The sequence below is a fragment of the Leptothoe sp. EHU-05/26/07-4 genome (genome assembly GCF_043421015.1).
Taxonomy (GTDB): Bacteria; Cyanobacteriota; Cyanobacteriia; order Phormidesmidales; family Phormidesmidaceae; genus Leptothoe; species Leptothoe turfae.
Genome location: NZ_JAXSQV010000007.1, coordinates 862,841 through 886,664, shown reverse-complemented (window position 1 = coordinate 886,664; position 23,824 = coordinate 862,841). Strand labels below are relative to the sequence as shown.

Annotated in this window: 17 protein-coding genes; 9 read left to right on the top strand and 8 right to left on the bottom strand. The window is 47.7% G+C overall.

Features of this window, described 5'->3' with window-relative positions; translation table 11 throughout:
* The first annotated feature begins 75 nt into the window (after positions 1 to 75).
* The 4 genes from U2F10_RS28310 (at position 76) to trhO (ending at position 3,899) form a co-directional block, all read left to right on the top strand.
* Positions 76 to 816 (top strand): M23 family metallopeptidase, encoded by a 741-nt coding sequence (locus tag U2F10_RS28310; RefSeq protein WP_163663490.1) that lies wholly within the window; start codon positions 76 to 78, stop codon positions 814 to 816.
* 143 nt (positions 817 to 959) lie between these two features.
* On the top strand, positions 960 to 1,928 hold the full coding sequence (locus U2F10_RS28305; RefSeq protein WP_499873951.1) for a hypothetical protein: 969 nt from the start codon (positions 960 to 962) through the stop codon (positions 1,926 to 1,928).
* A 77-nt stretch (positions 1,929 to 2,005) separates the two neighbouring features.
* Positions 2,006 to 2,854, top strand: a complete 849-nt coding sequence (locus U2F10_RS28300) for a histone deacetylase family protein (RefSeq protein ID WP_499873950.1) — start codon at positions 2,006 to 2,008, stop codon at positions 2,852 to 2,854.
* Between the two features lie 151 nt (positions 2,855 to 3,005).
* Entirely contained in the window at positions 3,006 to 3,899 is an 894-nt protein-coding gene (gene trhO, locus U2F10_RS28295; protein ID WP_163663496.1) for an oxygen-dependent tRNA uridine(34) hydroxylase TrhO, read from the top strand.
* 116 nt (positions 3,900 to 4,015) lie between these two features.
* Here trhO and U2F10_RS28290 read toward each other — a convergent pair whose 3' ends face one another.
* The 5 genes from U2F10_RS28290 to U2F10_RS28270 form a co-directional block, all read right to left on the bottom strand.
* Positions 4,016 to 4,843, bottom strand: a complete 828-nt coding sequence (locus U2F10_RS28290; RefSeq protein WP_348918626.1) for a M48 family metallopeptidase — start codon at positions 4,841 to 4,843, stop codon at positions 4,016 to 4,018.
* A 13-nt stretch (positions 4,844 to 4,856) separates the two neighbouring features.
* Positions 4,857 to 5,558 (bottom strand): TIGR00266 family protein, encoded by a 702-nt coding sequence (locus U2F10_RS28285; protein ID WP_163698726.1) that lies wholly within the window; start codon positions 5,556 to 5,558, stop codon positions 4,857 to 4,859.
* 55 nt (positions 5,559 to 5,613) lie between these two features.
* A complete protein-coding gene (locus U2F10_RS28280) occupies positions 5,614 to 6,291 on the bottom strand; it encodes a TIGR00266 family protein (protein ID WP_163663502.1) in 678 nt (225 codons plus the stop codon).
* Positions 6,292 to 6,328: 37 nt separating this feature from the next.
* A complete protein-coding gene (locus tag U2F10_RS28275) occupies positions 6,329 to 6,991 on the bottom strand; it encodes a TIGR00266 family protein (RefSeq protein WP_163663505.1) in 663 nt (220 codons plus the stop codon).
* 148 nt (positions 6,992 to 7,139) lie between these two features.
* A complete protein-coding gene (locus U2F10_RS28270; protein WP_499873948.1) occupies positions 7,140 to 9,959 on the bottom strand; it encodes a CHAT domain-containing protein in 2,820 nt (939 codons plus the stop codon).
* Between the two features lie 189 nt (positions 9,960 to 10,148).
* On the opposite strand from U2F10_RS28270, the gene U2F10_RS28265 reads away from it, so the two are divergent.
* The 5 genes from U2F10_RS28265 to U2F10_RS28245 all read left to right on the top strand — a co-directional run bounded on the left by U2F10_RS28265 (position 10,149) and on the right by U2F10_RS28245 (position 19,601).
* Positions 10,149 to 13,904 (top strand): two-partner secretion domain-containing protein, encoded by a 3,756-nt coding sequence (locus U2F10_RS28265; protein WP_499873947.1) that lies wholly within the window; start codon positions 10,149 to 10,151, stop codon positions 13,902 to 13,904.
* A 288-nt stretch (positions 13,905 to 14,192) separates the two neighbouring features.
* A complete protein-coding gene (locus U2F10_RS28260) occupies positions 14,193 to 15,836 on the top strand; it encodes a M10 family metallopeptidase (protein ID WP_499873945.1) in 1,644 nt (547 codons plus the stop codon).
* Between the two features lie 207 nt (positions 15,837 to 16,043).
* Positions 16,044 to 17,960: a sensor histidine kinase gene (locus U2F10_RS28255; protein WP_499873944.1), complete on the top strand. Its 1,917-nt coding sequence runs from the start codon at positions 16,044 to 16,046 to the stop codon at positions 17,958 to 17,960.
* 54 nt (positions 17,961 to 18,014) lie between these two features.
* A complete protein-coding gene (locus U2F10_RS28250) occupies positions 18,015 to 18,728 on the top strand; it encodes a DUF928 domain-containing protein (protein WP_499873942.1) in 714 nt (237 codons plus the stop codon).
* 210 nt (positions 18,729 to 18,938) lie between these two features.
* Positions 18,939 to 19,601 (top strand): response regulator transcription factor, encoded by a 663-nt coding sequence (locus U2F10_RS28245; protein ID WP_499868254.1) that lies wholly within the window; start codon positions 18,939 to 18,941, stop codon positions 19,599 to 19,601.
* 103 nt (positions 19,602 to 19,704) lie between these two features.
* Here U2F10_RS28245 and U2F10_RS28240 read toward each other — a convergent pair whose 3' ends face one another.
* From U2F10_RS28240 to U2F10_RS28230, 3 genes are all read right to left on the bottom strand, one after another.
* Positions 19,705 to 20,088 carry a 4a-hydroxytetrahydrobiopterin dehydratase gene (locus tag U2F10_RS28240; protein ID WP_163698737.1) on the bottom strand — a complete coding sequence of 128 codons (384 nt, stop codon included), beginning with the start codon at positions 20,086 to 20,088 and terminating at the stop codon, positions 19,705 to 19,707.
* Positions 20,089 to 20,150: 62 nt separating this feature from the next.
* Positions 20,151 to 22,757: a bifunctional aconitate hydratase 2/2-methylisocitrate dehydratase gene (gene acnB / locus U2F10_RS28235; RefSeq protein ID WP_499873941.1), complete on the bottom strand. Its 2,607-nt coding sequence runs from the start codon at positions 22,755 to 22,757 to the stop codon at positions 20,151 to 20,153.
* Between the two features lie 191 nt (positions 22,758 to 22,948).
* A complete protein-coding gene (locus U2F10_RS28230) occupies positions 22,949 to 23,806 on the bottom strand; it encodes a mechanosensitive ion channel family protein (RefSeq protein WP_250564907.1) in 858 nt (285 codons plus the stop codon).
* Positions 23,807 to 23,824: the final 18 nt, after the last annotated feature.

Below are 23,824 nucleotides of genomic sequence, written 5' to 3'. Positions count from 1 at the left end.
GGATTTAGTTTGCTTTCCCTGGGTTGGTTGAAGCCGTTGCAAGCATCAGCGTGCCCTGACGCGGCGCTTTCCCAAATGACCAACCACCGTGTTACAGCGGGAGAAACGCTGGAGGGTGTGGCTGCACAGTATGGGTTACGCCCGGCAACATTAGCGGCAATTAATCCACAATTGCCAGCTCAAGGAGCTCTGCCCACGGGGGGAGTGGTCGAAGTCCCCCCATTTAATGGTGTTCCTGTCCAAGTCGGGGCGGGTCAAACCTGGCAGTCATTGGCAGAGCGCCATGGGACAAGGGCAGACCTTTTATTTGAGGTGAATGGCTGCCCTGATACCTTACCCAGTCGAGTATTTATTCCTGCTGGTAATCGTGGGGGCACTATGGCTGCTGAAACTACGCCTTCAGCAGTTGCCTTAGGGTATCCATTGCCCGTTCCAGCCAAGCTTGTGTTGAGTTATGGTTGGCAGCCTCATCCCCGACGAGATGAACTGGTTTTTAACAGTGGTATTGCTTTTTCGGCAACACCAGGGACTGTGGTGACATCAGCTGCAGATGGCACCGTAGCATTTGTGGGAGAACACAATGGCGCTTTGATCATGGTGGTTAATCATAGCAATGGCTTGCAGACCCGTTATGGCAACTTGGCTGATGTTGAATTTACCGTTGGTGATGCAGTTACCCAAGGGACTGGATTGGGCACCGTAGCAGGTGAGTCGCAGGATTCTTTTATGTACTTTGAGGTGCGGACAAATTCTAGTGAGGGCTGGATTGCTCGCGATCCAGGTCAATATTTGTCTGAATTAGAATTACAGCAATAGCTCACTTGCGAAACTCGATAAAGTATCGGATATCTGAAGAATTGCAGCGTAAAGCTAGTCATTGCGATAAAGAAGGCTTACAATGCCGTTATTCTAGGTCCAATACCAAGGGTGAGGGTGCTTTTTAAGGAACGTGTTGTGCTATGGCTAGGCATCCAATCTTGTCTGAGCAACTATCTAAAAGGTTAAAAGCGCTGATGAAGCGTGCTTCGAGACGTGTATCACCTTCCCGTAGCAGACGGGGCAGCCCCCCCTCATCTCTAAAGCTTAAGAAAGTGGCTGTGCCCAAGCCGCCTGCCGCTAAAGCAACCCGGACCATAGCTCATAAGACGACTGCACCTCAGAAAAGGTCTGCTAAGTCGGGTTCATTTTGGTCACATCTATTTTGGGTGCGGCCATGGCTGCTGGTCGTTGCCCTGTGGCTGACATTTATATTGATGATTGCGATCGCACTCGCTGGTCTTTCTAACCCTGGCCGTGAGATGACTCTGGAGCCTGTCAATAGCAGCATTGCAGGGCAGCCCCTAAGCACTCCTGATGCCGCTGCTTTTTCACGGCTGAGCATTCGTAATGAAAAAAGTGTCCTGAGTCAGCGAGATCCGGCAGCGACGTTACCAGGGGCAAACGAGCAAGCTATGCCAGCTTGGCCACTGTTACTCATGGTCGTCACCTGCGCAGGTGGCTGTCTGCTGGTATCTAAACAAGGTCTGTTAACAGCTGAGTCTCGTCGTAGTCGCCGCCGGGTTGCAGCCGCTCCTGTGCCTCAAGCAGGTTCTCGCCCTGTACGCTCTGCACGAACCCCAGGTAAAACCGTTAGTAAACGGCAACGTCGTGGTAAGCACCGCCGTTTGGCAGCCCAGCAGCGCTCGGCCCCTAAAGGCATGGCAGTGCAGTCAGGCCAGAGACCTGGGCACCATCAAGTACCTGCTCAACCATCAGCACCCATGGCGTCACAACCAATGTCATTTGCTGTGACTAGCCAGTCTGCTCCGTCTGGTCCATCGGTGACCGTTGTTCCGGACAATGAAACGTCTCCCCTGGATTGGAAAGAAGGGAGTCTGGCCCATAAGTTAGATGTCCGCCAGACTCGCTCAATCAGTTCTTTCTTGTAAACCGCGTTTTGACGGGTCTGCCGGTTATTTATCACCCTGACTATGTGACGCCTTTGCCCACAGGGCACAGGTTTCCTATGCCAAAATTTCAGCTGCTGCGGGACCTGCTGGTGCGCGATGGCGTCATTTCAGAAAAGCAGATTTATCAGCCGGGGCGTCCCCCTAGGGACTGGCTCGAATTAGTGCACGATTCGCCCTATGTACAAGCTTATTGTGATGGCGGATTAGACGCTAAGGCTCAGCGCCGCATTGGTTTGCCCTGGAGTGCGGAATTAGTGCGACGAACCTGCACCGCAGTCGGCGGGACTATCTTGACGGCCAAACTAGCACTCAATCAAGGGTTGGCCTGTAACACCGCTGGAGGAACCCACCATGCCTTTCCAGGATATGGAGCAGGATTTTGTATTTTTAACGATATTGCGATCGCAACCCGTCTTCTCAAAGCCCAAAACTTACTTAAAACCGTCCTAGTCGTTGATTTAGACGTACACCAAGGCGATGGCACCGCCTGGATTTTTCGGGATGACCCCAGCGTATTCACATTTTCCATGCACTGCGCAGTGAATTTCCCAGGGCGTAAGCAAACCAGTGATTTGGATGTGCCCCTGGATGAAGGCACTGAAGATGACGAATATTTAGCAAAGCTAGAGGCCCATCTGCCCGATCTATTGGCTCAGGTAAAGCCTGATCTGGTTCTATACGATGCTGGTGCTGACCCCCATCGGGATGATCGTCTGGGTAAATTGGCCCTGACGGATAAGGGGCTATATCGTCGTGATTGGTATGTCTTAGAAACCTGCGCGAAAGCGCGATACCCGGTAGCCTGCGTAATTGGCGGTGGCTATGGCAAAGACATGAACGCGCTGATCTATCGACATTCATACTTACATCGGGCCGCCAGCGAGGTCTACCGGAAATATTGCTAGAAATTTAGGATAAAGTTGTAAGGCTTTAGCAGCACCGTTTCCTGGAAGCAGTAAAGCCTTACTAACGGAGATGTCACCATATTCAGGAAATTTTGGCCATAGCTGCTGAAGTCCGATCTAAACCTAATTTCAAGCATCAAAAATCTTTCCCATGCCTTGGACCGTTATTACCTTCTATAAATTTGTTCAGCTCGATGATTTTGTTGAATTGCGTCAGCCCCTCACAGAGCTTTGTAAAACGCAAGGCATTAAGGGAACCATCTTGCTAGCCCTTGAAGGAATTAACGCTACGGTAGCAGGCACCAATGAAGCAGTGGAAAAGTTACTGTCCCACCTTAAACAAGACCCCCGGTTAGCCGATCTCACCCACAAAACCTCATCCGCAGCAGAGCAGCCCTTCTCGCGTATGAAGGTGAAGCTGAAAAAAGAGATTGTCACCCTAGGACAGCCGGACGTGAGCCCGACTAAAAAAGTCGGCACGTATGTGGACCCAAAAGATTGGAATCAGGTAATTTCTGATCCAGACGTGGTGGTGATTGATACACGCAATAATTACGAAGTGGATATCGGTACCTTTAACGGTGCCACTAACCCACAGACTGAGTCTTTTCGTGATTTTCCTGACTATGCGGATCAGCAGTTAGACCCAGCAAAACATAAACAAGTAGCGATGTTTTGTACCGGGGGGATTCGCTGTGAAAAAGCATCATCCTACTTGCTAGAGCAGGGATTTGAGCAGGTTTACCATCTTAAGGGCGGTATTCTAAAGTATTTAGAAGAGGTCCCACCAGAAGACAGTCTTTGGGAAGGGGAATGTTTTGTGTTTGATCAACGGGTGACCGTACAGCATGGCTTAGCAGAGGGCAGCTATGCCATGTGCCGTGGCTGTGGACATCCGATATCCGATGAAGATATGCAATCACCCTATTACGAACCAGGGATGGCATGCCCTAATTGTTACGACCAACTGACTGAGAAACAGCGTATGCGATTTGCCGAACGTATAAAGCAGCGACAGCTAGAGAGAGAACGAAAGTCTCTTTAGGCGCTTGTGCTTAAATAATCAGCCCATTACCCCATCACTCATTCACCCATCGACAGCCCCAACCTGGGTCTTTATTTTTGTTCAGTCCCCTAAGAGGCACAAGAAGAGCCCCATAACTAAAGATTTGACCTCAAAGCGTCGGGTAAGGGAGCTTTGTCTCCTACTCGATACCCTTGCTGCGCAATCAGGCGCTCAAGATTGCGCACCCGCTTTTTAGATGGAGGGTGACTGGCTAATATGGCTAAGCCGGGACGCTCTGATCGACTGAGCCGGTCAAAGAAGTCGGTGGCTCCAGCAACATGACCATAGACTTGGTTAAGCAGTGTCAATCCGAGCCGATCAGCGTGTTGTTCTTGCTGTTGCGAAAACTGAGCAGTGGAAAGTGTAGAAATGCTAGCGCTGGCGATGGAACCCCAAGAGCCAAAGTCACCGAGTAAGGACGATAGGGATAGACGAATTAAGACCTGACGGCTGAGGCCGCGCAGATGATCTCGATTGGCAAAGTGCCCCAGCTCATGGCCTAAGACCATCATTAACTCGTTTTCAGAAGCTACTTCGGCGAGTAAACCCTGGTAAATAATAATGTGATCGCCTGGAATAGCCAGGGCATTCACGGTCTGATCTGGCACATACAATACCTGATAATTCCGTCCGTTAGTCTGTGCAGCAGGTAAATACGTCTCCAGCCGGTCTAATAGCTGATTAAGGGTTGCTTGTGTCGCTGACACTTCAGCTTGAGCCGCGTAAATGGGCACAATTGCCCGCCCCAGTTGTTGCTCTACACGAGTCGGGATAAACCATACCAAAGCTCCCGCTAACCAGAAGGCAATGGCAATGGCGATAGCGATGCCTGCGAGAAATAACCCCAACAACACTAACAGCTGATGATGGCTGGGTGGGGGTGTTTTGTCACTATACGCCGCTGTTCCAGGCGGAAGTTCCATGGGCATTGGTCATCTAGTTATTACTCTTGGTTGGGCGGAAGGGATTCAGAAAGTTAACCAGTGAGTAAACATTACGGGACTGAATCCACAGTCGACCCGAGCCACTAAAGCGAGCCACGAGCCCTTCTCCGCCAAAAATGCCAGTTCTCAACCCCCTAAAAGATAGACCACTGATCATTTCAACGTTATAGCTGAGGCTATCTTCAAAGGCGACAATATAGCCCGTATCCACTACATAATTGCCTTCCACAGGGATTTCTAAAATTGCGCCAAAGGAACTAAACCAAAAATCCCCCTGGCCGGTAACTCGTAAGAGAAAAAGCGATTCTCCACTAAAGAATCCTTTAAAGCCTTGAAATTTGCTGTCAATGGAGACGCCTGGACCAGCTGCGACAAAACCAGATGATTGCACCATCAGACTTTGATTGCCGTCTAAGATATAGTGTTGAATGTCTCCAGGCACACCTGGCGATATGTATAGATCACCAGAACTTCCCTGGGCTGTAAACTCACTGATAAATAAAGATTCGCCCCCGAGCATGCGGCCAAGGCCTTTTTTCCAGCCGCCTTTTGCTTTGGATTTCATATCAATGCAGCTGTCCATAGCTGCCATGGCCCCAGCTTCTACAGAGACTGTTTGATTGGGCTGCAGGCTAAGTTTGAGGGAAGCATACGCTGGGTTATGGTCGATGGCATATGTGACTTGATTACTCATATCGCTTGGTTCCTGATTCATTTACAGTGGTCGGATTTTGGCTTTGCTCACGCTGCTAACGAGGAGGCAGTTTGCCCCCCACTAATCGCCCAAATGATCCAGGATTGTGGGTTTGGCAAAAGACTTTACCGCGACCTCTAAATTGGCAGACAAATCCTTCTCCGCCAAAGAATGCGCCAGCCCAGCTTTTGTTAGCTTTGGAGATGCTGTAGTCAAGGGTACGCTCAAAGGCGACAATGTGGCCTGTATCGACGACATAGTCTCCATCCACATCTATTTCGTAAATGCCACCAAAAGCGCTGAGCAACAATAGACCTGAGCCGCTAGCTGTGAGCCAAAAGAGAGATTCTCCTGAGAAGAGACTTTTAAAGCCGGTGAAGCCTAAGTCAATATCAACATCGGGTGTACTGGCCATGTAACCAGTGGATTGCACCACAAGTTCTGTTTCTTTGAGGGTATAGGGAAGAATATCGCCGATTAGTTTGGGGGCAAGATAGAGTTCTGCCGAGCTATTTCCTGAGCGAAAAACGCTCAGGAACAGCGATTCTCCAGCTAGCATGCGCTTTAAGCCACCAAAGACGCCGCCCCCCTTACCTTTGCGGAGTGTGGTGCTAACGTTCACAAAGCCGCTCATGGCGACCATGGCCCCGGCTTCGGCAATGAGTTCTTCTTGGGGGTCCATGAAGATTTTTGCGATCGCACTATCCGGCTGATGTAACAGTTCAAGCTTCATACTCTTTCCAGGTTATATAGATGTTATCCAGCACTCTCTACCGCAGCTTCGACCTGAGGAAGCGAACCAACCCATCCATACTGCGGGACTGGAGATAAATTTTTCCTCGACCCTGGAGCCGGTTGATAAACCCTTCTCCAGAGGTGATGGAGCCCACCATACCTCCCGACAAGCCAATGTTCATCTTGATGCCTGGTTCGTAGGCCACGAGATGACCGTTGTCGACAATAAATTCATCTTTGACAGTGACTTCCGAAAGGCCACCATAGGCACCAAAGAAAACGAGTCCACGACCACCTAGCTTGAGCTTAAATAACCCTTCGCCAGCAAACCAACTAGCGAAGCCGGCCCACTGTAGTTCTACCTTAACGCCTGAGCTGTGGGCGATATAGGCTCCAGGCTGCAGACACAGTTCATTACCATTCAGCTCCATGCGGGCAATATCGCCAATGGTTGACTGGGTGAGCACCAGCGTTTGGGGATTATTAGTTCGATTAGCAAAGTGATTCAGGAATAGGGATTCGCCACCGAAAAATGCTTTGAGCAACCCTGGAATCAGGCCACCAAAGAAGCCTGTACCCATGGATATTTGCCCGTCCATGCTCGCCATCGCTCCCGCCTCGGCAAAAATACGCTCTCCCGGCTGTAAGGTGACAAATAAGGTGGCAAACGCTGGTTTGTAGCGAATTTCGTACTTCATCGCTAACACTCCCGTATTTGAGTCGTGAATCGGTAGTTATCCCTCTCAGACTACCTAGAACGGGCAGGAAAGTAACAGCTTAAGTTGATAAAGCGCAACATGAACATGATTAATATAAGTATTCACCCAGGAGCATTGGCTGAGTTATTCATAGCCAGTTACCCACCAGAATCAACGGAGCCCAATTTCCAGGATGACCATCCCGTTGAATGGCTGCTATCTGGGCTGCTTGTAAGGCTTGGGCTTTATTGAGGTTTGGATGTTCTTTCAGGTTGCGGTAGAAGTGACCCATAATATCGGCAGTGATGGCATCATCAATCAGCCATAGAGACGCGATCGCACTTCTGGCTCCAGCCCGAAGTGCGACACCCGCTAACCCTAAGGTTGAACGATCACTACCTAACCCGGTGTCACAAGCTGTCAAGGCGATCAGTTCAATCGGATGAGTATTGGATGAGTTATCTCGAATTAATTGCTCTAATGCACCAAAGGTAAGTTTCTCGCCATCACCCGTCACAATAAATGTGCTGTCAGGGTCTGCACTAAACTCTCCATGTGTGGCGATATGCAATAGGGAATAGTGGTTCTTTTTTAATGCTTTGGCCAGATTTTCTGATGTGAATTCTCTATTTAGAAGTGGGGCAGGACTACCCGGAAAAATATGTCTAACAGATTGAAGTTCTTGTTCCACATGCCAGATCGGTGCGTATTCACAGTTACTACCATTTTCATCACATAAACCATCGCTAAAGCCTAAGGTTAAGACCTCTAGCTCTTTTGGTCGCAGTGCTTCTGGCTCGGTTAAGGTCAGTGATGGGACAGTTGCGATCGCATAGTGCTCAATTAAATACTGTGCGCCATCCCATAAAGCCGCCATGGGTATGCTGCGAAGGATGCCATCTTGGATAAAAACGAGGGTCTTAACATGGGTCTCTGCTAAAACCTCATCAAAGGGAGTAATGATCCACTGATAAAGCTGTGCAGCAGAATGATAGTCATAGGTACGATCATGGGATCTTTCTAAACCTTGCCGGTAGTCGATGGCTGTTTTTACCAGACGTTCGGTATTGACTGGCACCCAGGTCAGCTGCGCCGCCACATTCGGCACAGTCAAGATCAGCGCCATTTGATCACCCACCGTAATGGAGCTAATCACGGCAGAGGTTGTATTTTGATTAATTAGCCCAATCACCTGCTCTTGCCGGATTGGACTGAGTAAACAATCATCCCCAAAGTAATTTTGCAATTCAGCTAATCTGAGAGAGTCTACGGTCTGTAACGCACCTTCTAGACTATTGAGAGGAACATCGTCGTTTCCGTTTTCTACTGATAGTTGGTAAGAGGTATTGTCCGCTAGTTCAAGCTGGAGCTTGATCATTCTGCGATAAAGTGGCTCGACAGCATCACGAAAGTCAAACTGTAGATCTTGAGTGGCCGTTAAAATATCGTCACGAATACTGTCCAAGATTGTAATCGCCTGATGGTAACTGGCCATCGCTTGGGTGTAGTCGCCCTGGGACTCATAGAGGCGACCCGCTTGCCATTTCCACAGATATTGACTATCAGCAGCGTCTCGTCCCTCATTGGCCTGCCACTCAGCTAGTTTAGTGAGCCTGAGCGCTTCTTGTTGATAGGTGAGCTTTTGTGTCGGTGACAACGATGTTTGAGCTTGGCATTCATAGAAATGGCCTAACTGCCCCGTCGCGAAGGATTGGGCCCGAAAATCATCGATATCTTTAGCAATTATCTGGGCATGGTCTAGTACCGTACGGACGATAGAGTCAGTTCCTGGAGAAAAACAGCTAAAGGCCTGTAGATTTTCTTGATACGATTTTGCTAGGGCAATGGCAGCATAGGCGGTCTCACGGGAATTGGGTAATTGTTGTAATAATTGACCAATCCGTTGCTGTGTTAAGGAGAGATCTGGAACAGGATGTCTTCTTTGGGAAAGTTTTAACAGCGTTAGCTGGGTACGCAGTTCATCTGTTAATAACGGTATAAGAGAACGTCCGTCAGTTAGGGGCTCGTCAATTAATTCAAACCGCTGCTGCACTAAAAGCAGAGCCTCTTCTACATAGCTGATAGCATTGTCAAACTGCCCATCACCTTTAACTTTCAGCTCCTGGGCAGAACTGACAAAGGTCAGACTTTTAGCCGCTTCAGCCCGTTGATAGCTGAGTAGAGCCTGTCTACCATAGGCATTGGCTAAGCTATTCAGCATCGGAATCTCATAGGCATCTGAGAGGGGTCCCTGATGCGCTAAGTGAAGACCAGCGGTGAGAATTACCACCGCACTCCCATAGTCGCCTTGAAGCTGGTAGGCATCCCCCAAACTCCCCAAGGCTGCAACCTGTCCTGCTAGATCTTGAGTGGAGAGCGCAAGCGGGTAAGCTCCATCTTCAACACAGTTTTGGAACAGGGTGACAGGGCTCGGTGGCTCATCTACATCTATAGGGTTGGTAGTTTGAGTATCAACATTTTGAGGTAAACAGATCAGTGCAATTGCTCGCCGGTATTGTCCCAAGCTGGCGTAAATCTGGGCTTGTTCAGTTTGTATTCGCCCCATCCTTGCCACCATGCCTAACTGGTCATAGATGTTTCCCGCCTCAATCAGAGCCCCTAGGGCTTTATGGGGTTGTCCTAGCTGCTGATAGGCATTGGCTAGGTTAGTGTGAATCACAGCTTTCTCAGGCACCGGATCGTCAACCGGGTAACCATTGAGGGCTTCCAGCCAATGCTCAATAGCTGCAGAATAGTTGCCTATATTGTAATCATCAACCCCCGCCTGCACCGTTTGAACCCCTTGGATAGCAATTCTTTTAGCAAAACTCGCTGCCGATGCCATCCCAGGGATAAAGGAACTATGACCAATCCATACCGCTAAGGTCAGACTGACAGCAAATAGAGTTTTGAGCCAACGTCGGTTAATAAGTCGGTTAACAAATAAACACCGCCAAGGAATGTTCATCAAAATATTATCAGGGGAGAAAATTGTTAATTTGCAATAGGACTATTGATATATGGGTGAGCCAGCTGTGACGTCATTACGGCATCAGATGTCTCATGAAAGGACTTAGCAGATTTGTACAATGCGTGATCCACTCCCAAAATGTAACAGAATAGATGTCTGAATCGTTATTAATCAAGAGATCGTCCCATGAAATTTACTCAATCTGCTGGTTGGTTTCATGTCTGTACGTTGTTATTAACGAGCAGCTTGGTTGGGCTCTCCCATGGAACTATGATGGCTCAGATTTTGCCGGATAATACGTTGCCGGGTGAGTCTTCGGTGGTAACGTCTGGCGCGGCGGTACAGGGTTTGCCTACGGAGCTGATTGAGGGAGGAGCACGGCGAAATACTAATCTTTTTCATAGTTTTTGGGACTTTAATGTAGATTTTGATCAGCGGGTTTATTTTGCCAATCCTGCGGCAACTGAGCGAATTTTTAGTCGGGTAACCGGGGGAAATCCATCGTCGATTGATGGAGTCTTAGGAGTCGATGGGACAGCTAGCCTATATTTTTTGAACCCCAATGGAGTGATCTTTGGACCAGCAGCGAGTTTAGATGTGTTGGGCTCGTTCTTTGTGAGTACGGCGCAGGGGATTGGGTTTGAAGATGGTAGTGAGTTTAGTACATTGGGGCCGAACAATAGTTCACTTTTGACAGTGAGTGTCCCACTGGGGCTACAGAAGGGACCAGCACCAAGAGAACAATCTGTGGTGCTCAATCAAGGTAGTCTTGCGACTGGACAAGACTTAACAGTGTTTGCAGATCAGGTGGATTTACAAGGACCAGTCATATCCGGTGGAAGTCTTAATCTATTCGGTACAGATACGGTTCGTATTCGAGATTCCGTAACCGTTCCTTTCATAGCCGCAGCAGCAGGAAACTTAAGGATTCAAGGAAATGAGACGGTTGATATTGTTGTGTTGAGTCATCCAGATAGTGGTCTTTATTCTGGTGGAGATTTATTGTTACAGAGTGCGAATGAGGTGGGGGGAGATGCTCATTTTTGGAGTCGAGGAGGGTTTAGGGTTGAGACATTAAATGGTGATGCTGGTAACTTATTCAGTCCAATCGATCCTATTATTCGAACGTTTGGAGATGTTGTTATTAATGAATATGAGGGGGCATCGCTCCATATTTTGGCCGGTGGTTCAGTGACCCTAGGAACAGCTACAATTACTGGCTCAGATCCAGGCATTTTGGGCATTGATGCGATCCGGGAAGTAATTGAGTTGTCGGACGGTACGCTGTTGGCAGTTGATGGCTTAGCTCAACCAACGTTGGATATTAGGGCAGGTGTTAGACCCGAGATAATCGGCGATCCTCCTTTAGAAATCTTAACTGGGTTCAATCCGTTTACGGATATTTTTTTTGCACCAGCCTTTGCTACACCTAACCCATCTACTGCTGATATCAGCGTAGGTGACGCACGTATTGAGCAGCCCGATGGATTGATTCTGTTGACAAATCAATATTTTCCACAGCCAACCGTGTTGAATAGCTCAATTTCGATTACGGGTGATGGAAGATTTAATGATGGATTAGTTGTCGGCACCTTGAATGGAGAAAGCAGTAACATAGTTATTGACGCTCGCAACAATGTGTCTGTTACTGACAGTGTTATTAGTACTACTGCTTTAGGAGACGTTGGCGATATTACGATACTGGCCAATGATGAGGTGGATTTCATCAGCACCAATGGCAGGTTAACAGGGGTTTTTAGTGATGTTGCTGCCAATGGTACAGGCAACGGTGGCAATATCGTTATTCGAGCCTCTGAGTTGATGCTTGCAGGCGGAGCTCAACTATCTGCCGCCTTGGTTGGAACGGGTAATGGTGGCAATATTTTTCTTGCGATCGCTAATCAATCTACCATTGATGGATTGAATGAAAATAATGCACTTGTCAGTGGTATTTTTGCCGAGGTGAGTGGCCCTGGGGCAGGAACTGGGGGAGATATCGAGTTAAATACCAGACGTTTAAACGTGACTAACGGTGCACAGATTAGTACGTCAACCAATGGCATTGGTGATGCAGGTCAAATCATAATTGATGTTGCTGAGACGGCCCGCTTTGATGGAGTAAATAATGCAACAGGAATCGTTAGTGGTGCCTTCAGCAACGTCAATCGTACTGGATCAGGCCAGGGTGGAGTGATTCAAATTTTAGCCAATGATCTTGCAGTTACCAATGGGGCACAACTGAGTTCATCCGTCTCCGGTACCGGTGATGCAGGCGATGTGATGCTTGAGGTGGCAGAAACGGTCCACTTTGATGGATTTGATCCACAGGGAAACTTTCCGAGTGCGGCCCTTAGCAATATTAATTCTGATGGGGAAGGCACAGGCGGAGTGGTGAGCATTACGGCCAATCAGCTTGATGTCACCAATGGGGCAGCAATAGCTGCTTCCTCAAATGGTCTAGGTGATGCGGGAAGTGTGATCATTGCCATCTCTGACTCCATGCAAGTCACTGGTTTTAACGCTGCGAACGGTAGAGCTAGTGACATCTCTAGTAGTATTCGGTTTGGAGGGAGAGGCAATGGCGGCTTGGTTGACATTTCAGCTAACACGCTGGAAGTCAACAATGGCTCCCAGATTGAAGGATCAACCAATGGTACAGGTGACGCTGGCACGGTCGTCATTGATATCGCTGAAACAGCTAGATTTGATGGCTTTAATCCAATTAATTTCTTGGGCAGTGGCGCTTTTAGTAATGTGAATTCAGACGGAGTTGGCAATGGCAGCCTAGTGCAAATCTCAGCTGGTAATCTTGACGTGACAAATGGTGCACAGTTGAGTGCGTTAGTGTTTGGTCAAGGGCAGGCAGGTGATGTGGTGCTCAATGTTAGAGAAACAGCACGTTTCGATGGGTTTAATCCCAATGGGAATTTCCCAAGTGCGGCGTTAACCAACATTGAACCCAATGCCGTCGGGATGGGGGGAGATATCACCATCACGGCTGCTAATCTTGACATAGTCAATGGAGCCAGGGTGGTGGCCAGCTCTGATGGCATTGGCAATGCAGGGGATGTGAGGATCAAAGTCACTGACACCATCTTTATCAGTGACTCTGATCCTGTTTCTTTGAGTGGCATTTTTAGTAATCTTAGAAAAAATGGCATCGGCACTGGTGGAGATATTGTTGTTTCAGCCAACAATTTGGAAATGAGTAATGCTGCAACAATCAGTGCATTCTCCGATGGGGATGGTGATGCAGGCAATATATTTTTAACTGTCAACAATAGTTTTCGAGCAGACGATAGCAGTATTCTCACGAACGCAGAGAATACTGCTGGAGGCAGTATAACTATCAATGCTACAAACGTCTTACTAATAGGTGATAGCGATATTGTTACGTTTGTAAATATCGGCGCATCAGGAGGAGGAGACATTACGTTTAATGGTAATGCGGTTATTGCCCTTGATGACAGTGATATTTTAGCGTTTGCTGATGATGGACGCGGTGGGGACATTACCTTCAACACAGCCTTCTTTGGAGAAAATTATGTACCGGGCAGTCCACCACCGTTTAATGGCAATGATCGAGTGGATGTAAATGCCAGTGGTGCCATCGACGGCAGTATTACTATCTCTGATATCTCTTTTATTGAAAACAGCTTGACCGAACTGCCAGATGCCTTGGTAGATCCCACCACACTTACCACTGGCAGTTGCATTGTTCGCACAGAAGAAAATGCAGATTCTTTTATCACTACGGGCTCTGATGGTCTTCCACTACGTCCTAACGACTCTGCTAGCTCCAGGTTTTCAGCGCTCCCAGTGCAACCCCTGACTAACGAAGACGCTCCGAGCCTATGGCACGTTGATCAACCTATCGTCGAACCCAATGTCCTGCATCGGCTGGCCGATGGTCGTTTGCTGCTAGGGCGAGACTGCCCATAATCAAATGTAGTTTTCTGCAATGCTCGCCTCAGAAAACGGAAAATCTACACTCCATTTATATGGCTATTTTACTCAAGTTTGGATAACCGATTGGACACAGCGAGAATCTCTTGTGTCATAAAACTCTCCTGACTTCAAGGAAAATAACCCTTAATTTAGGAAGTATGAATGAGCCAACAAGCAATGCATTTCATCTTTATCTCTCTATCCATTTCCTAGAACAAAGCATTGCTACTGAAGGGCTCAATCCGCTTTTGAAATACCTAACGCATTAATGGAGTTCGACCCATGACATATGGACAAATCACTCAATCTATTGACAATACAGCTACAGGGGATAACAATATCGATGCCCTACTGCTTGAACATCGATGGGCAGATACGACCGTAACGTTCAGTTTCACCAACAACTTTAAAAATGACTATGAGGAAGAAACAGATTATCCAGCCGAGTTTGAAAATGGATTTCAAACTCTAAACGCCACCCAAAGATCTGTGGCTCGCGAATGGATGGATATGTATGAAAGTGTCTCTGGCTTAACGTTAACGGAGCTAACGGGGGCTCAGGATCGGAATGCCACTATCCGCATAGCAGAATCTAGTGCTGCCAATCCAGCTCGAGTCGGGGATTTCCCAGGAAGTACAGAGCATAGTGATAGTAGCTTTGCAGCTGGAGATATTTGGTTTGACAACAACCAGTTTAACAATCCTCAAATGGGTGACTATGCCTATCTCACCTTTGGCCATGAAATTGGCCATGCATTAGGTCTTAAACATGGTCACAGCACGGAAGAGGGCGTGCGAGCAGTTGCCATGGATGCCAATCGAGACTCCATAGAATTCTCGGTGATGACTTACCGTTCTTACGTAGGCAGCCCAGTTAGGAGCTATACAATCGCACAAGATAGTTATCCCCAGTCCATGATGATGTATGACATCAGGGCTATACAAGAGATGTATGGTGCCAATTTTAACCATAACTCCAACGATACAGTCTATAGGTTTTCAACAGACACGGGGGAACTGTCGATCAACGGTGTTGGTCAAGGGCAACCGGTTGGGAATAAAGTCTTCCGTACCATTTGGGATGGCAATGGCAATGACACCTACGATTTCTCTAACTATACAACCAATCTCTCCGTTGACTTACGCCCTGGCAACTGGAGCAATTTAGATAGAGATGGTAACTTTCAACAGGCAGAGCTAGGTCCCAATCAGCACGCCCAGGGTCATGTTTATAATGCTCTTCAGTACGATGGGGATAATCGCTCATTAATCGAAAATGCCAATGGTGGTTCCGGTGACGACATCATCCACGGCAATAACGCTGATAACGTGCTCCGAGGTAAGGCAGGCAATGACGTTCTTCGTGGTTATTTAGGGGCCGACGAGATTCAGGCCGGCACCGGTGATGATACCGTCTACGGTGGCTTTGGTAATGACCGGCTCTATGGCTTTTCTGGTAATGATAAACTCAATGGTCAAGCTGATGATGACCTGATTCATGGTGGGGCAGGCCATGACATCATCACAGGTGGTTTTGGCAACGATCGCCTCAATGGCGATAAAGGCAATGACCAACTCGTGGGGGGTGCTGGTAACGATATCCTTACGGGGGGTGCTGGAGCGGATAAATTCCAGTTTAAGTCCTTACAGCATGGTATCGATTCCATTACTGACTTTGTCCGTGCCCAAGGCGACAGAATTACACTGGTGGCCAGTGGCTTAGGTGGTGGCTTAACCCAAGGTTTATTAGGTGCAGAGCAATTTGTCCTGGGGTCTGCAACCGATGCCAATGACCGTGTGCTCTATAATAGTTCAACTGGAGCGTTATCTTTTGATATTGATGGCTCAGGCTCTGCGAAGGCTGTCCAGATTGCCACCCTATCAGCAGGTACATCTCTGACGAGAAGTGACTTTGTTGTCGTATAGAATGCCTTATTCCATGGGACGGATGACTTCAGTAAAGATGTCATCTGTCCATTTTTTGTCTTCATTTGTCTGTCTTAATCTAGCGTTTGTTTTAATCTAGCTCTTGATGACGATTAGCCATTTTGAGCCGCTGTTTAAATTTGGTAAGCTGTATGACAATAGTCAGCGTACTGCTATTCTCGCGATTGCTGATTTAGGGTATAACCCATGGCCCACAACACTAACATTACTCTTGCCTGGCAACATTTACCCAATAGTTTAAAAAACTGGCAGCTGTCAATATTACCAGGATTGACCTTAACGGGGCTAATTATCATAGTTAGACTTTTAGGTGTATTTCAAGCTATCGAGTGGAGAACGTTAGATCTATTTTTACGACTTCGATCTGCAGAAACAACAGATACAAGAGTGCTGGTTGTTGCCATTGATGAAACTGATATTCAAAACTTGGGCACCTACCCGTTACCTGGTCAAACCTTAGCAACCCTTTTAAGACAGTTGGACCAATATCAGCCCCGGGCTGTGGGCATTGATATTTTTCGTGATTTACCCGAAAAATCAGGTAATCAAGATTTTGTAGAGGCCTTAGCCGATCTACCCTATGTCTTTGGTATCGAATTTTTAGGGCAGACTGGTGAGAGTATTGGCCCACCCCCCACCTTACCTTACGAAAGAGTAGGGTTTTCAGATTATCCGTTAGATGATGATGGCGCTGTGCGGAGAAGTCTTTTAGGGAGACCTAAAGACTCTGGTGTTTATCAATTCTCCCTGGCCATGCGTCTCACGTCTGAATATTTACGGCATGAAGGCATTCCATTAGAAAATGGTTTAAAGAATCCTGATGCTATGCGCTTTGGGGCTGTAGAAATTGAACCGTTTTACCCTAATACGGGCGGTTACGTAAGAGCTGATGCGAATGCCCAACAAACACTGATTAACTTCCGCAGTGGGCCTGAGCCTTTTCGGATGGTACCGCTCAGGGATGTGTTAGCGGATAATGTCTCCCCCAGTTGGATTAAAGACAGTGTTATTCTCATTGGCATTATTTCTCCAGGTCATAAGGATAATGTGACATCCGCTGCCCTCGTCGGTAAAAATCCTGGTGCCGTGTCTGGCGTTGAAATCCATGCCCATGTAGTCAGCCAGATTCTGAGTGCTGTCTTAGATAATCGTCCCCTACTGCGCAGCCTGCCAGACATTGGAGAATACCTATGGATTTTATGGTGGGGGACTGCGGGAATTGTGCTGGTGGGTGTGGTCCCCACACCGTCGCGACATTTGATTTTGGTGCTGATGACGGGCGTAGGTTTGGTGTTTACCAGCTATGTGGCCTTGTCCGTGGGCTGGTGGCTACCATTAGAGCCGCCATTGATTGCCTTTTTACTGAATGGCCTAGTCTTGCCGGGGATATTGCTATATGACCAGATGTTGCGATCGCGCATCGAAGCTGGTCAACGGGTCATCCGACACACATACAATGCTGTTCACAACGGTCCCCTACAAACCTTAGCTCTCATTCTAAAAGATGTTGATGATCCAGATAAAACGATAGATCGCCCCCAACTATCCGCTAAGCTTGACCAACTCAATCAAGAGATTCGGGCTGTTTACAACACCTTAGAAGAAGAACTTAAACCGCAAAATAACCAACTTCATCTGCAAAGTCAGGGGCCTACTTTAGACCTTGATATGGTTCTGCATGAGTTGCTTTATGAAGTGTTTGAGCAAACAATACAAAGAGATTTTCCACACTTTAAATCCATTAAATTTAACGTAGTTCAATTTGAATCTATGGAGGATTCACGATTGGGCAGGGAAGAAAAGCGATATCTCTGTCGTTTCCTCGAAGAAGCCCTCTGTAATGTAGGTAGATACGCTCAGGGCGCTACAAAGTTAACAGTCAATTGCCTGGCCACAGAAAACGAAAACCTCATTTTAGTTCAGGATAATGGCAAAACTGTTCTTAAGGACGACTCTAAGTACATCAATCGGCTAGAAGGAGGTAGAGGCACCTGGCAGGCTCAGCAGCTAGCTCACCACTTAAAGGGACAATTCAAACGCTTTTCAGTATCCCCCCATGGCACATGTTGCGAATTAAGATGGCCCATTTCCAAATCTAGGTGAAATTAGCTAAGCTCAAGAAAAATGCAAGATTTCAGCATACTAAAGTCTCTTAATATGCCATTTCTCCCTTTAGGTAGTAGATTGACTCGGATAACTTGCTTAGCGCTGATCAGTACCATTGTAGGATTCTCAATGTCTGCGATCGCAGCCTACATGCCATCGGAAGATACAAAGCCCCCCGAAGGACCGACGCTTTCAGGGGGACGTCGAGGGGGATGTGACGATGCCTCAGCCCTTGATTTACTAGCCCTTGCCCCACAACACTCAGTGGGACAAACGTTGACAACACAACCAACATTGGTCTGGTATGTACCTGATGCCAAGGCCTATAACGTTCAGCTAAATTTATACCAATATACCGGTGAGGGTTGGGCCGATATTGTGGAAGGGTTAGACATTGGCCTGAGCACGCAAGGCTATATGAGTTATACGGTACCCGCCACCCTAGAGTTGGAAATAGGCAGTGTCTATGAGTGGCAAATTGTACTAACTTGCATCCCTGATCGTCCATCCAGTGCTCAGGTCACAGGCGCACAGTTTGAGGTGGTTAGCCGTCCCATTGACCTGAGTGCGGTAGACGGTAATCGGGTGCAACAGGCTCAAGAATATGCGATCGCAGGGCTATGGTACGACGCCATGGCACTCCTATCAGATCCGTTGCTAACCCCTGAGGAAAATGACTATAGACGTGAGTTACTAACTAGTCTGGCTGAGTTTGAAGATGTTGAAATTGGGGCTCAACTTCGACAAATCTCGGCAGTTGATTAAGTTTAAGCATTGACTAAGGAATTAGGGGTTAGGTCTGCTTTCTGGTCACTAGGACGAGGCTAACTGGCCTACTCCCTAACACTGACTACCTATACCTCACACTAAAGACAGATAAGATTACCAACTGGATCAGCTAAGTTAGATATTGCAGTGGCAAATACAGCTCAAATCCTGAATAAAATGCCGCATCTTTTATTGCAAGTCTAAATCATGGCCTCTGACTATCCCTGTAACAAGATACTTATTGTTGATGATCATGAAGCAATCTTAAGTGGCACTATCAGTGCCTTATCACAAGAATATCCTGACGCAGCCATTACCACAGCCAACACAGCTCAATCGGCCCAAGGGGAATTATCAATCGCATTACCCGATCTCTTGATCATGGACTTATCCATTCCTCAGGATGCTCAAACACCCTCTGAAGTGGATACAGGCATTGAGCTTCTACGAAAGGTCATGGAAACCTACCCAGAACTTAATATTGTTGTACAAAGTGCCCATATACGTTCACTGATTCGGCTCAAGCCTCAGATTGCGATTCATCAGGCAGGTTTTACCATTATCGATAAAAAATTGCCGATGAAAGAAATGCTGACTAAAGTCGCTTGGGCTTTGCAAGGCTTGATTTATACACCCCGTGATATGCGGACAAGTTTAGAAGTTAGATCCGAATGGCTCACGGTTCTGGAATTAGCCTTCAAAGAAGGTCTCAAAGATAAAATAATTGCCGAAAGAATGAACGTTTCAGAACGCACCGTTCGTCATTATTGGTCTAAGGTCCAGGATGCCCTGGACGTTTACCCTGAAGCGAATAAAAATATACGCATTCAAACTGAGATTCGTGCCCGTGAAGAAGGCTTAATTGCCTAAATTTTAATCAACACCCAGAATTAACATCCAAGCATATGCCTTCACCGGGACATGCGACGTCTCCTAGTTGCCGATGATGAGATTCCAGATACATGGCATACGCTCAATCAGCCTGATGAGATGGTGCCATAACATCACTGGTTAATCCTTGGGCAGCTTTATCGGTTTTGGCAGCCATAATGAAATCATTTCGATGCAGCCCATTTAGAGCATGGGTCCACCAGGTGACTGTGACCTTACCCCATTCAGTCAGTAGAGCCGGATGATGTTGCTCCCCTTCAGCCAGATCACCGACTTTGTTGGTGAACCCCAGGGCGGTCTGAAAATCACTAAAATGGTAAACCCGTTGTAATTGAGGGATGCCCTCTACGGAGATAATATCCCAATCCGGAATCTGAGGCTTAAGTTCCGCTACTTCCGCCTCACTGGCGGGTGGAACCTTGCCACTACAAGGAATACAGGTTTGACGGGTTAATGAATCACTCATTTTTCTTCTCCTGAGTTCAACAGGCCAGAGCCCATACAGTTAGCCCTGGCCTAAAGCTTTCTTTAGTTTACTGAGAGTGCTTCTTTTTCAATCTTCTCTTCTTCATCTTTTGAAAGCACACGCCCTTCGTCCTCAAAACCTTTGAGTTGATCAAAGTTTAAATAGCGGTACAGTTCATCTGCAAAGGGATCGAGCTTCTTCGCAACAATCTCCAAATATTCTTCCATATTGGGAATTCGGCCCAGCAATGCACAGGCAGCTGCCAGTTCTGCAGAACCTAGATATACCTGAGCACCTTTACCCATGCGGTTATTGAAATTGCGGGTGGACGTAGAAAAGACTGTTGCACCATCTTCCACACGGGCCTGATTCCCCATGCAAAGCGAACATCCAGGCATCTCAGTTCGGGCTCCAGCGGCGGCAAAGGTGCCGTAGTAGCCTTCCTTACGCAGCTGCTGTTCATCCATCCGAGTGGGTGGACAAATCCAAAGACGTCCCTTAACAGTACCAGCCCCTTCTAGCACTTTTGCTGATGCTCGATAGTGGCCAATATTAGTCATACAGGAGCCGATGAAGACCTCATCAACTTTGTCGTCAACAACATCTGAAAGAGTTTTGATGTTGTCAGGATCATTCGGTGCAGCCACTAGAGGTTCCTTAATCTCGTTGAGGTCAATCTCGATCACCTCTGCATAGGTTGCATCTGCATCCGCTGACATCAGGCTGGGATTGGCCAGCCAATCTTCCATCGCCGCAATCCGCCGTGCCAAAGTACGAGCATCGGCATACCCACGGGCGATCATGTTCTTCATCAGTGCCACATTGGACCGTAGATACTCAGCCACAGTCTCTTCGCTAAGCTTGATGGTACAGCCTGCTGCAGAACGCTCTGCCGTTGCATCAGTTAACTCAAAGGCTTGCTCCAGCTTCAGATCAGGCATTCCTTCCATCTCAATAATGCGACCGGAGAAAACATTTTTCTTATTCTTCTTCTCGACGGTGAGTAGACCTTTTTGGATAGCTACGTAGGGAATTGCATTAACGATGTCCCGCAGTGTAATGCCAGGCTGTAATTCACCTTTAAATTTGACTAAAACCGATTCGGGCATGTCCAGAGGCATTGCACCGATGGCAGCTGCAAAGGCGACTAAACCAGACCCAGCTGGGAAGGAAATACCTAAGGGGAAACGGGTATGGGAATCTCCGCCTGTGCCCACAGTGTCGGGCATCAGCATGCGGTTTAGCCATGAGTGAATGATGCCATCCCCAGGCTGTAGGGCAACACCACCGCGAGAGGAAAAGAAATCTGGCAATGTGGCATGGGTCTCTACATCCACTGGCTTTGGATAGGCTGCAGTATGGCAGAAGGTTTGTAGCACTAGCCCCGCACTAAAGCCAAGACAGGCCAGCTCCTTCATCTCATCGCGGGTCATCGGACCAGTGGTGTCTTGAGAACCCACCGTCGTCATCAGTGGTTCGCAGGACATACCCGGTCGCACACCGGGCAAACCACAGGCTTTACCCACCATTTTCTGGGCCAATGTGTAACCGTTGCCAGTCTCAGTAGGCGCAGCAGGACGAATAAATACATCGCTAGGTGCTAGGCCTAAAGCTGCACGAGTTTTATCTGTGAGCGCACGGCCAATCATTAGGGGAATGCGTCCACCGGCTCTGACTTCATCTAGCAGGGTGTCAGGTGTGAGGCTAAAGGTGGCAATGACAGCGCCATCCTTGGTAATTTCGCCTTTGCGCACATGGATGGTAACGACATCGCCAGTTTCCATCTGGGAGACGTCGCACTCAATGGGGAGAGCACCCGAATCTTCTGCTGTATTGAAGAAGATAGGCGCGATTTTGCCACCGAGGATGTAGCCGCTTGTCCGCTTGTTAGGAACGTGGGGGATATCTTCACCCAAATGCCAGATAACAGAGTTCATCGCCGATTTGCGAGAGGACCCGGTACCAACAACATCCCCTACGTAAGCCACCGGATTACCCTTGGTTTTTAGCTCGGCAATGGTTTCTAGGGCATTGGGCATTTTAGACTCGAGCATCACCAAACCATGCAGGGGGATGTCTGGACGGCTAGTGGCATGGGGGGCAGGGGAAAGGTCATCTGTATTAGTTTCGCCAGGGACCTTGAAAACAGTGATATCGATGGTGTCGGGAACCTCGGGCTTACTGGTGAACCACTCCGCTGTAGCCCAGGCATCTACGACTTGTTGGGCGTAGTCACTGCCTTTATCCTTGCCCTTGGCTAGCGCTAGTACGTCGTTAAAGGCGTCATATACAAGCAGTGTTTTCTTGAGTGCATCGGTGGCAGCTTGGGCCAGTTCTGCATCTGGAGATTTAAGTAGATCTACCAAGGACTGGACGTTATAACCACCTAACATTGTGCCGAGTAGCTGCACGGCTCTTAGGGGCGATATCAATGGGCTCGTGGTTTCGCCCTTGGCAATGGCGGTTAGAAAGGATGCTTTTACGTAGGATGCTTGGTCAACTCCGGGGGGAATGCGATCGCACAACAGATGCATCAAAAACTCAGATTCACCCTCAGGCGGCTGCTTAAGTAGATCACAGAGATCAGCTGTTTGCTCAGCAGTTAACGGTAGTGGAGGAATCCCCAATGACGCTCTTTCAGCTAAATGTTTGCGATATGATTCCAGCATCACTTACCCCTACGCTATCTTAAAAAATATTAGACCGGAAAAATTGGCAAAAGAGTGCCACTCTTTGGATTCTACATCCATCCTAACGCAATTCCACCTCAGCAGTCGCCCAGGATCCTTATAGCGTCAGGGATAAAAAGATTGTAGAACGTCTCAATGGACTCCTCTCAAACTCAAAATAGAATAGCTTTTTAGGAATTATTCCCGTTATTTCTCCCTATTAGATGAACCTCTCTCTGAGGGAATGGAATACTAATGCCAACTTCATCAAACCGTGTTTTAAGGGATTCCTGAACGCCGAAATATACATTCCAGTAGTTCTCAGTTTTAGTCCAAGGCCGCACAGCCAGATTAACGCTGCTATCAGCCAGCTCTAGGACACCTACCGTAGGTTTAGGCTCTGCTAGCACCAAGTCTTGACCTGCCAAAACTTCCAAGGTCAATTGTTTAACCTTGGCCAAATTTTCCTGATAGGCCACACCGATTACCAGATCCACCCGCAATATTCCCTTGGCTGAATAATTAATGATGTTGTTATCGGTCAGCTTGCTGTTCGGCACAATTACGGTGCGATTGTCCAAGGTGCGTAGGATAACTGTAAACACTTGGATCTCTTCCACAATGCCATTGATATCAGCCGCTTCTATCCAGTCTCCTACTCGAAAGGGCTGAAATAAAATGATTAAGATGCCTGCGGCAAAGTTTGACAGCGATCCCTGCAAGGCCAAGCCTATCGCCAGGCCTGCAGCACCCAGAACAGCAATCAGCGATGTTGTTTCAATTCCTAGCTGACCCAGGGCTGCCAAAATAAAAAAGGCTAAGGTCCCGTAATAAAGGATATTACTAGCAAAAGAGATTAACGTTGGCTCAATGCGAGCCTTTGCCATTAGCTTTTTAATCAGCTGCTTGACAAACGAGGCCATCCAACGACCCACGATTAGAATGATAATTGCAACAATAATCTGTAAGCCAATATCTACAGAGATATCTCGAACTTGGGTCAATAGCTGATTAGACTGAGCAGATGAGATTTGACCTAGCGCATTCATGGATTTATGTGCTTAGCA

Coding starts and splice junctions, on each gene's coding strand:
- U2F10_RS28310 (WP_163663490.1), top strand. CDS start 76: ATGACCAACCACCGTGTTACAGCGGGAGAAACGCTGGAGGGTGTGGCT.
- U2F10_RS28305 (WP_499873951.1), top strand. CDS start 960: ATGGCTAGGCATCCAATCTTGTCTGAGCAACTATCTAAAAGGTTAAAA.
- U2F10_RS28300 (WP_499873950.1), top strand. CDS start 2,006: ATGCCAAAATTTCAGCTGCTGCGGGACCTGCTGGTGCGCGATGGCGTC.
- trhO (WP_163663496.1), top strand. CDS start 3,006: ATGCCTTGGACCGTTATTACCTTCTATAAATTTGTTCAGCTCGATGAT.
- U2F10_RS28290 (WP_348918626.1), bottom strand. CDS start 4,843: ATGGAACTTCCGCCTGGAACAGCGGCGTATAGTGACAAAACACCCCCA.
- U2F10_RS28285 (WP_163698726.1), bottom strand. CDS start 5,558: ATGAGTAATCAAGTCACATATGCCATCGACCATAACCCAGCGTATGCT.
- U2F10_RS28280 (WP_163663502.1), bottom strand. CDS start 6,291: ATGAAGCTTGAACTGTTACATCAGCCGGATAGTGCGATCGCAAAAATC.
- U2F10_RS28275 (WP_163663505.1), bottom strand. CDS start 6,991: ATGAAGTACGAAATTCGCTACAAACCAGCGTTTGCCACCTTATTTGTC.
- U2F10_RS28270 (WP_499873948.1), bottom strand. CDS start 9,959: ATGAACATTCCTTGGCGGTGTTTATTTGTTAACCGACTTATTAACCGA.
- U2F10_RS28265 (WP_499873947.1), top strand. CDS start 10,149: ATGAAATTTACTCAATCTGCTGGTTGGTTTCATGTCTGTACGTTGTTA.
- U2F10_RS28260 (WP_499873945.1), top strand. CDS start 14,193: ATGACATATGGACAAATCACTCAATCTATTGACAATACAGCTACAGGG.
- U2F10_RS28255 (WP_499873944.1), top strand. CDS start 16,044: ATGGCCCACAACACTAACATTACTCTTGCCTGGCAACATTTACCCAAT.
- U2F10_RS28250 (WP_499873942.1), top strand. CDS start 18,015: ATGCCATTTCTCCCTTTAGGTAGTAGATTGACTCGGATAACTTGCTTA.
- U2F10_RS28245 (WP_499868254.1), top strand. CDS start 18,939: ATGGCCTCTGACTATCCCTGTAACAAGATACTTATTGTTGATGATCAT.
- U2F10_RS28240 (WP_163698737.1), bottom strand. CDS start 20,088: ATGAGTGATTCATTAACCCGTCAAACCTGTATTCCTTGTAGTGGCAAG.
- acnB (WP_499873941.1), bottom strand. CDS start 22,757: ATGCTGGAATCATATCGCAAACATTTAGCTGAAAGAGCGTCATTGGGG.
- U2F10_RS28230 (WP_250564907.1), bottom strand. CDS start 23,806: ATGAATGCGCTAGGTCAAATCTCATCTGCTCAGTCTAATCAGCTATTG.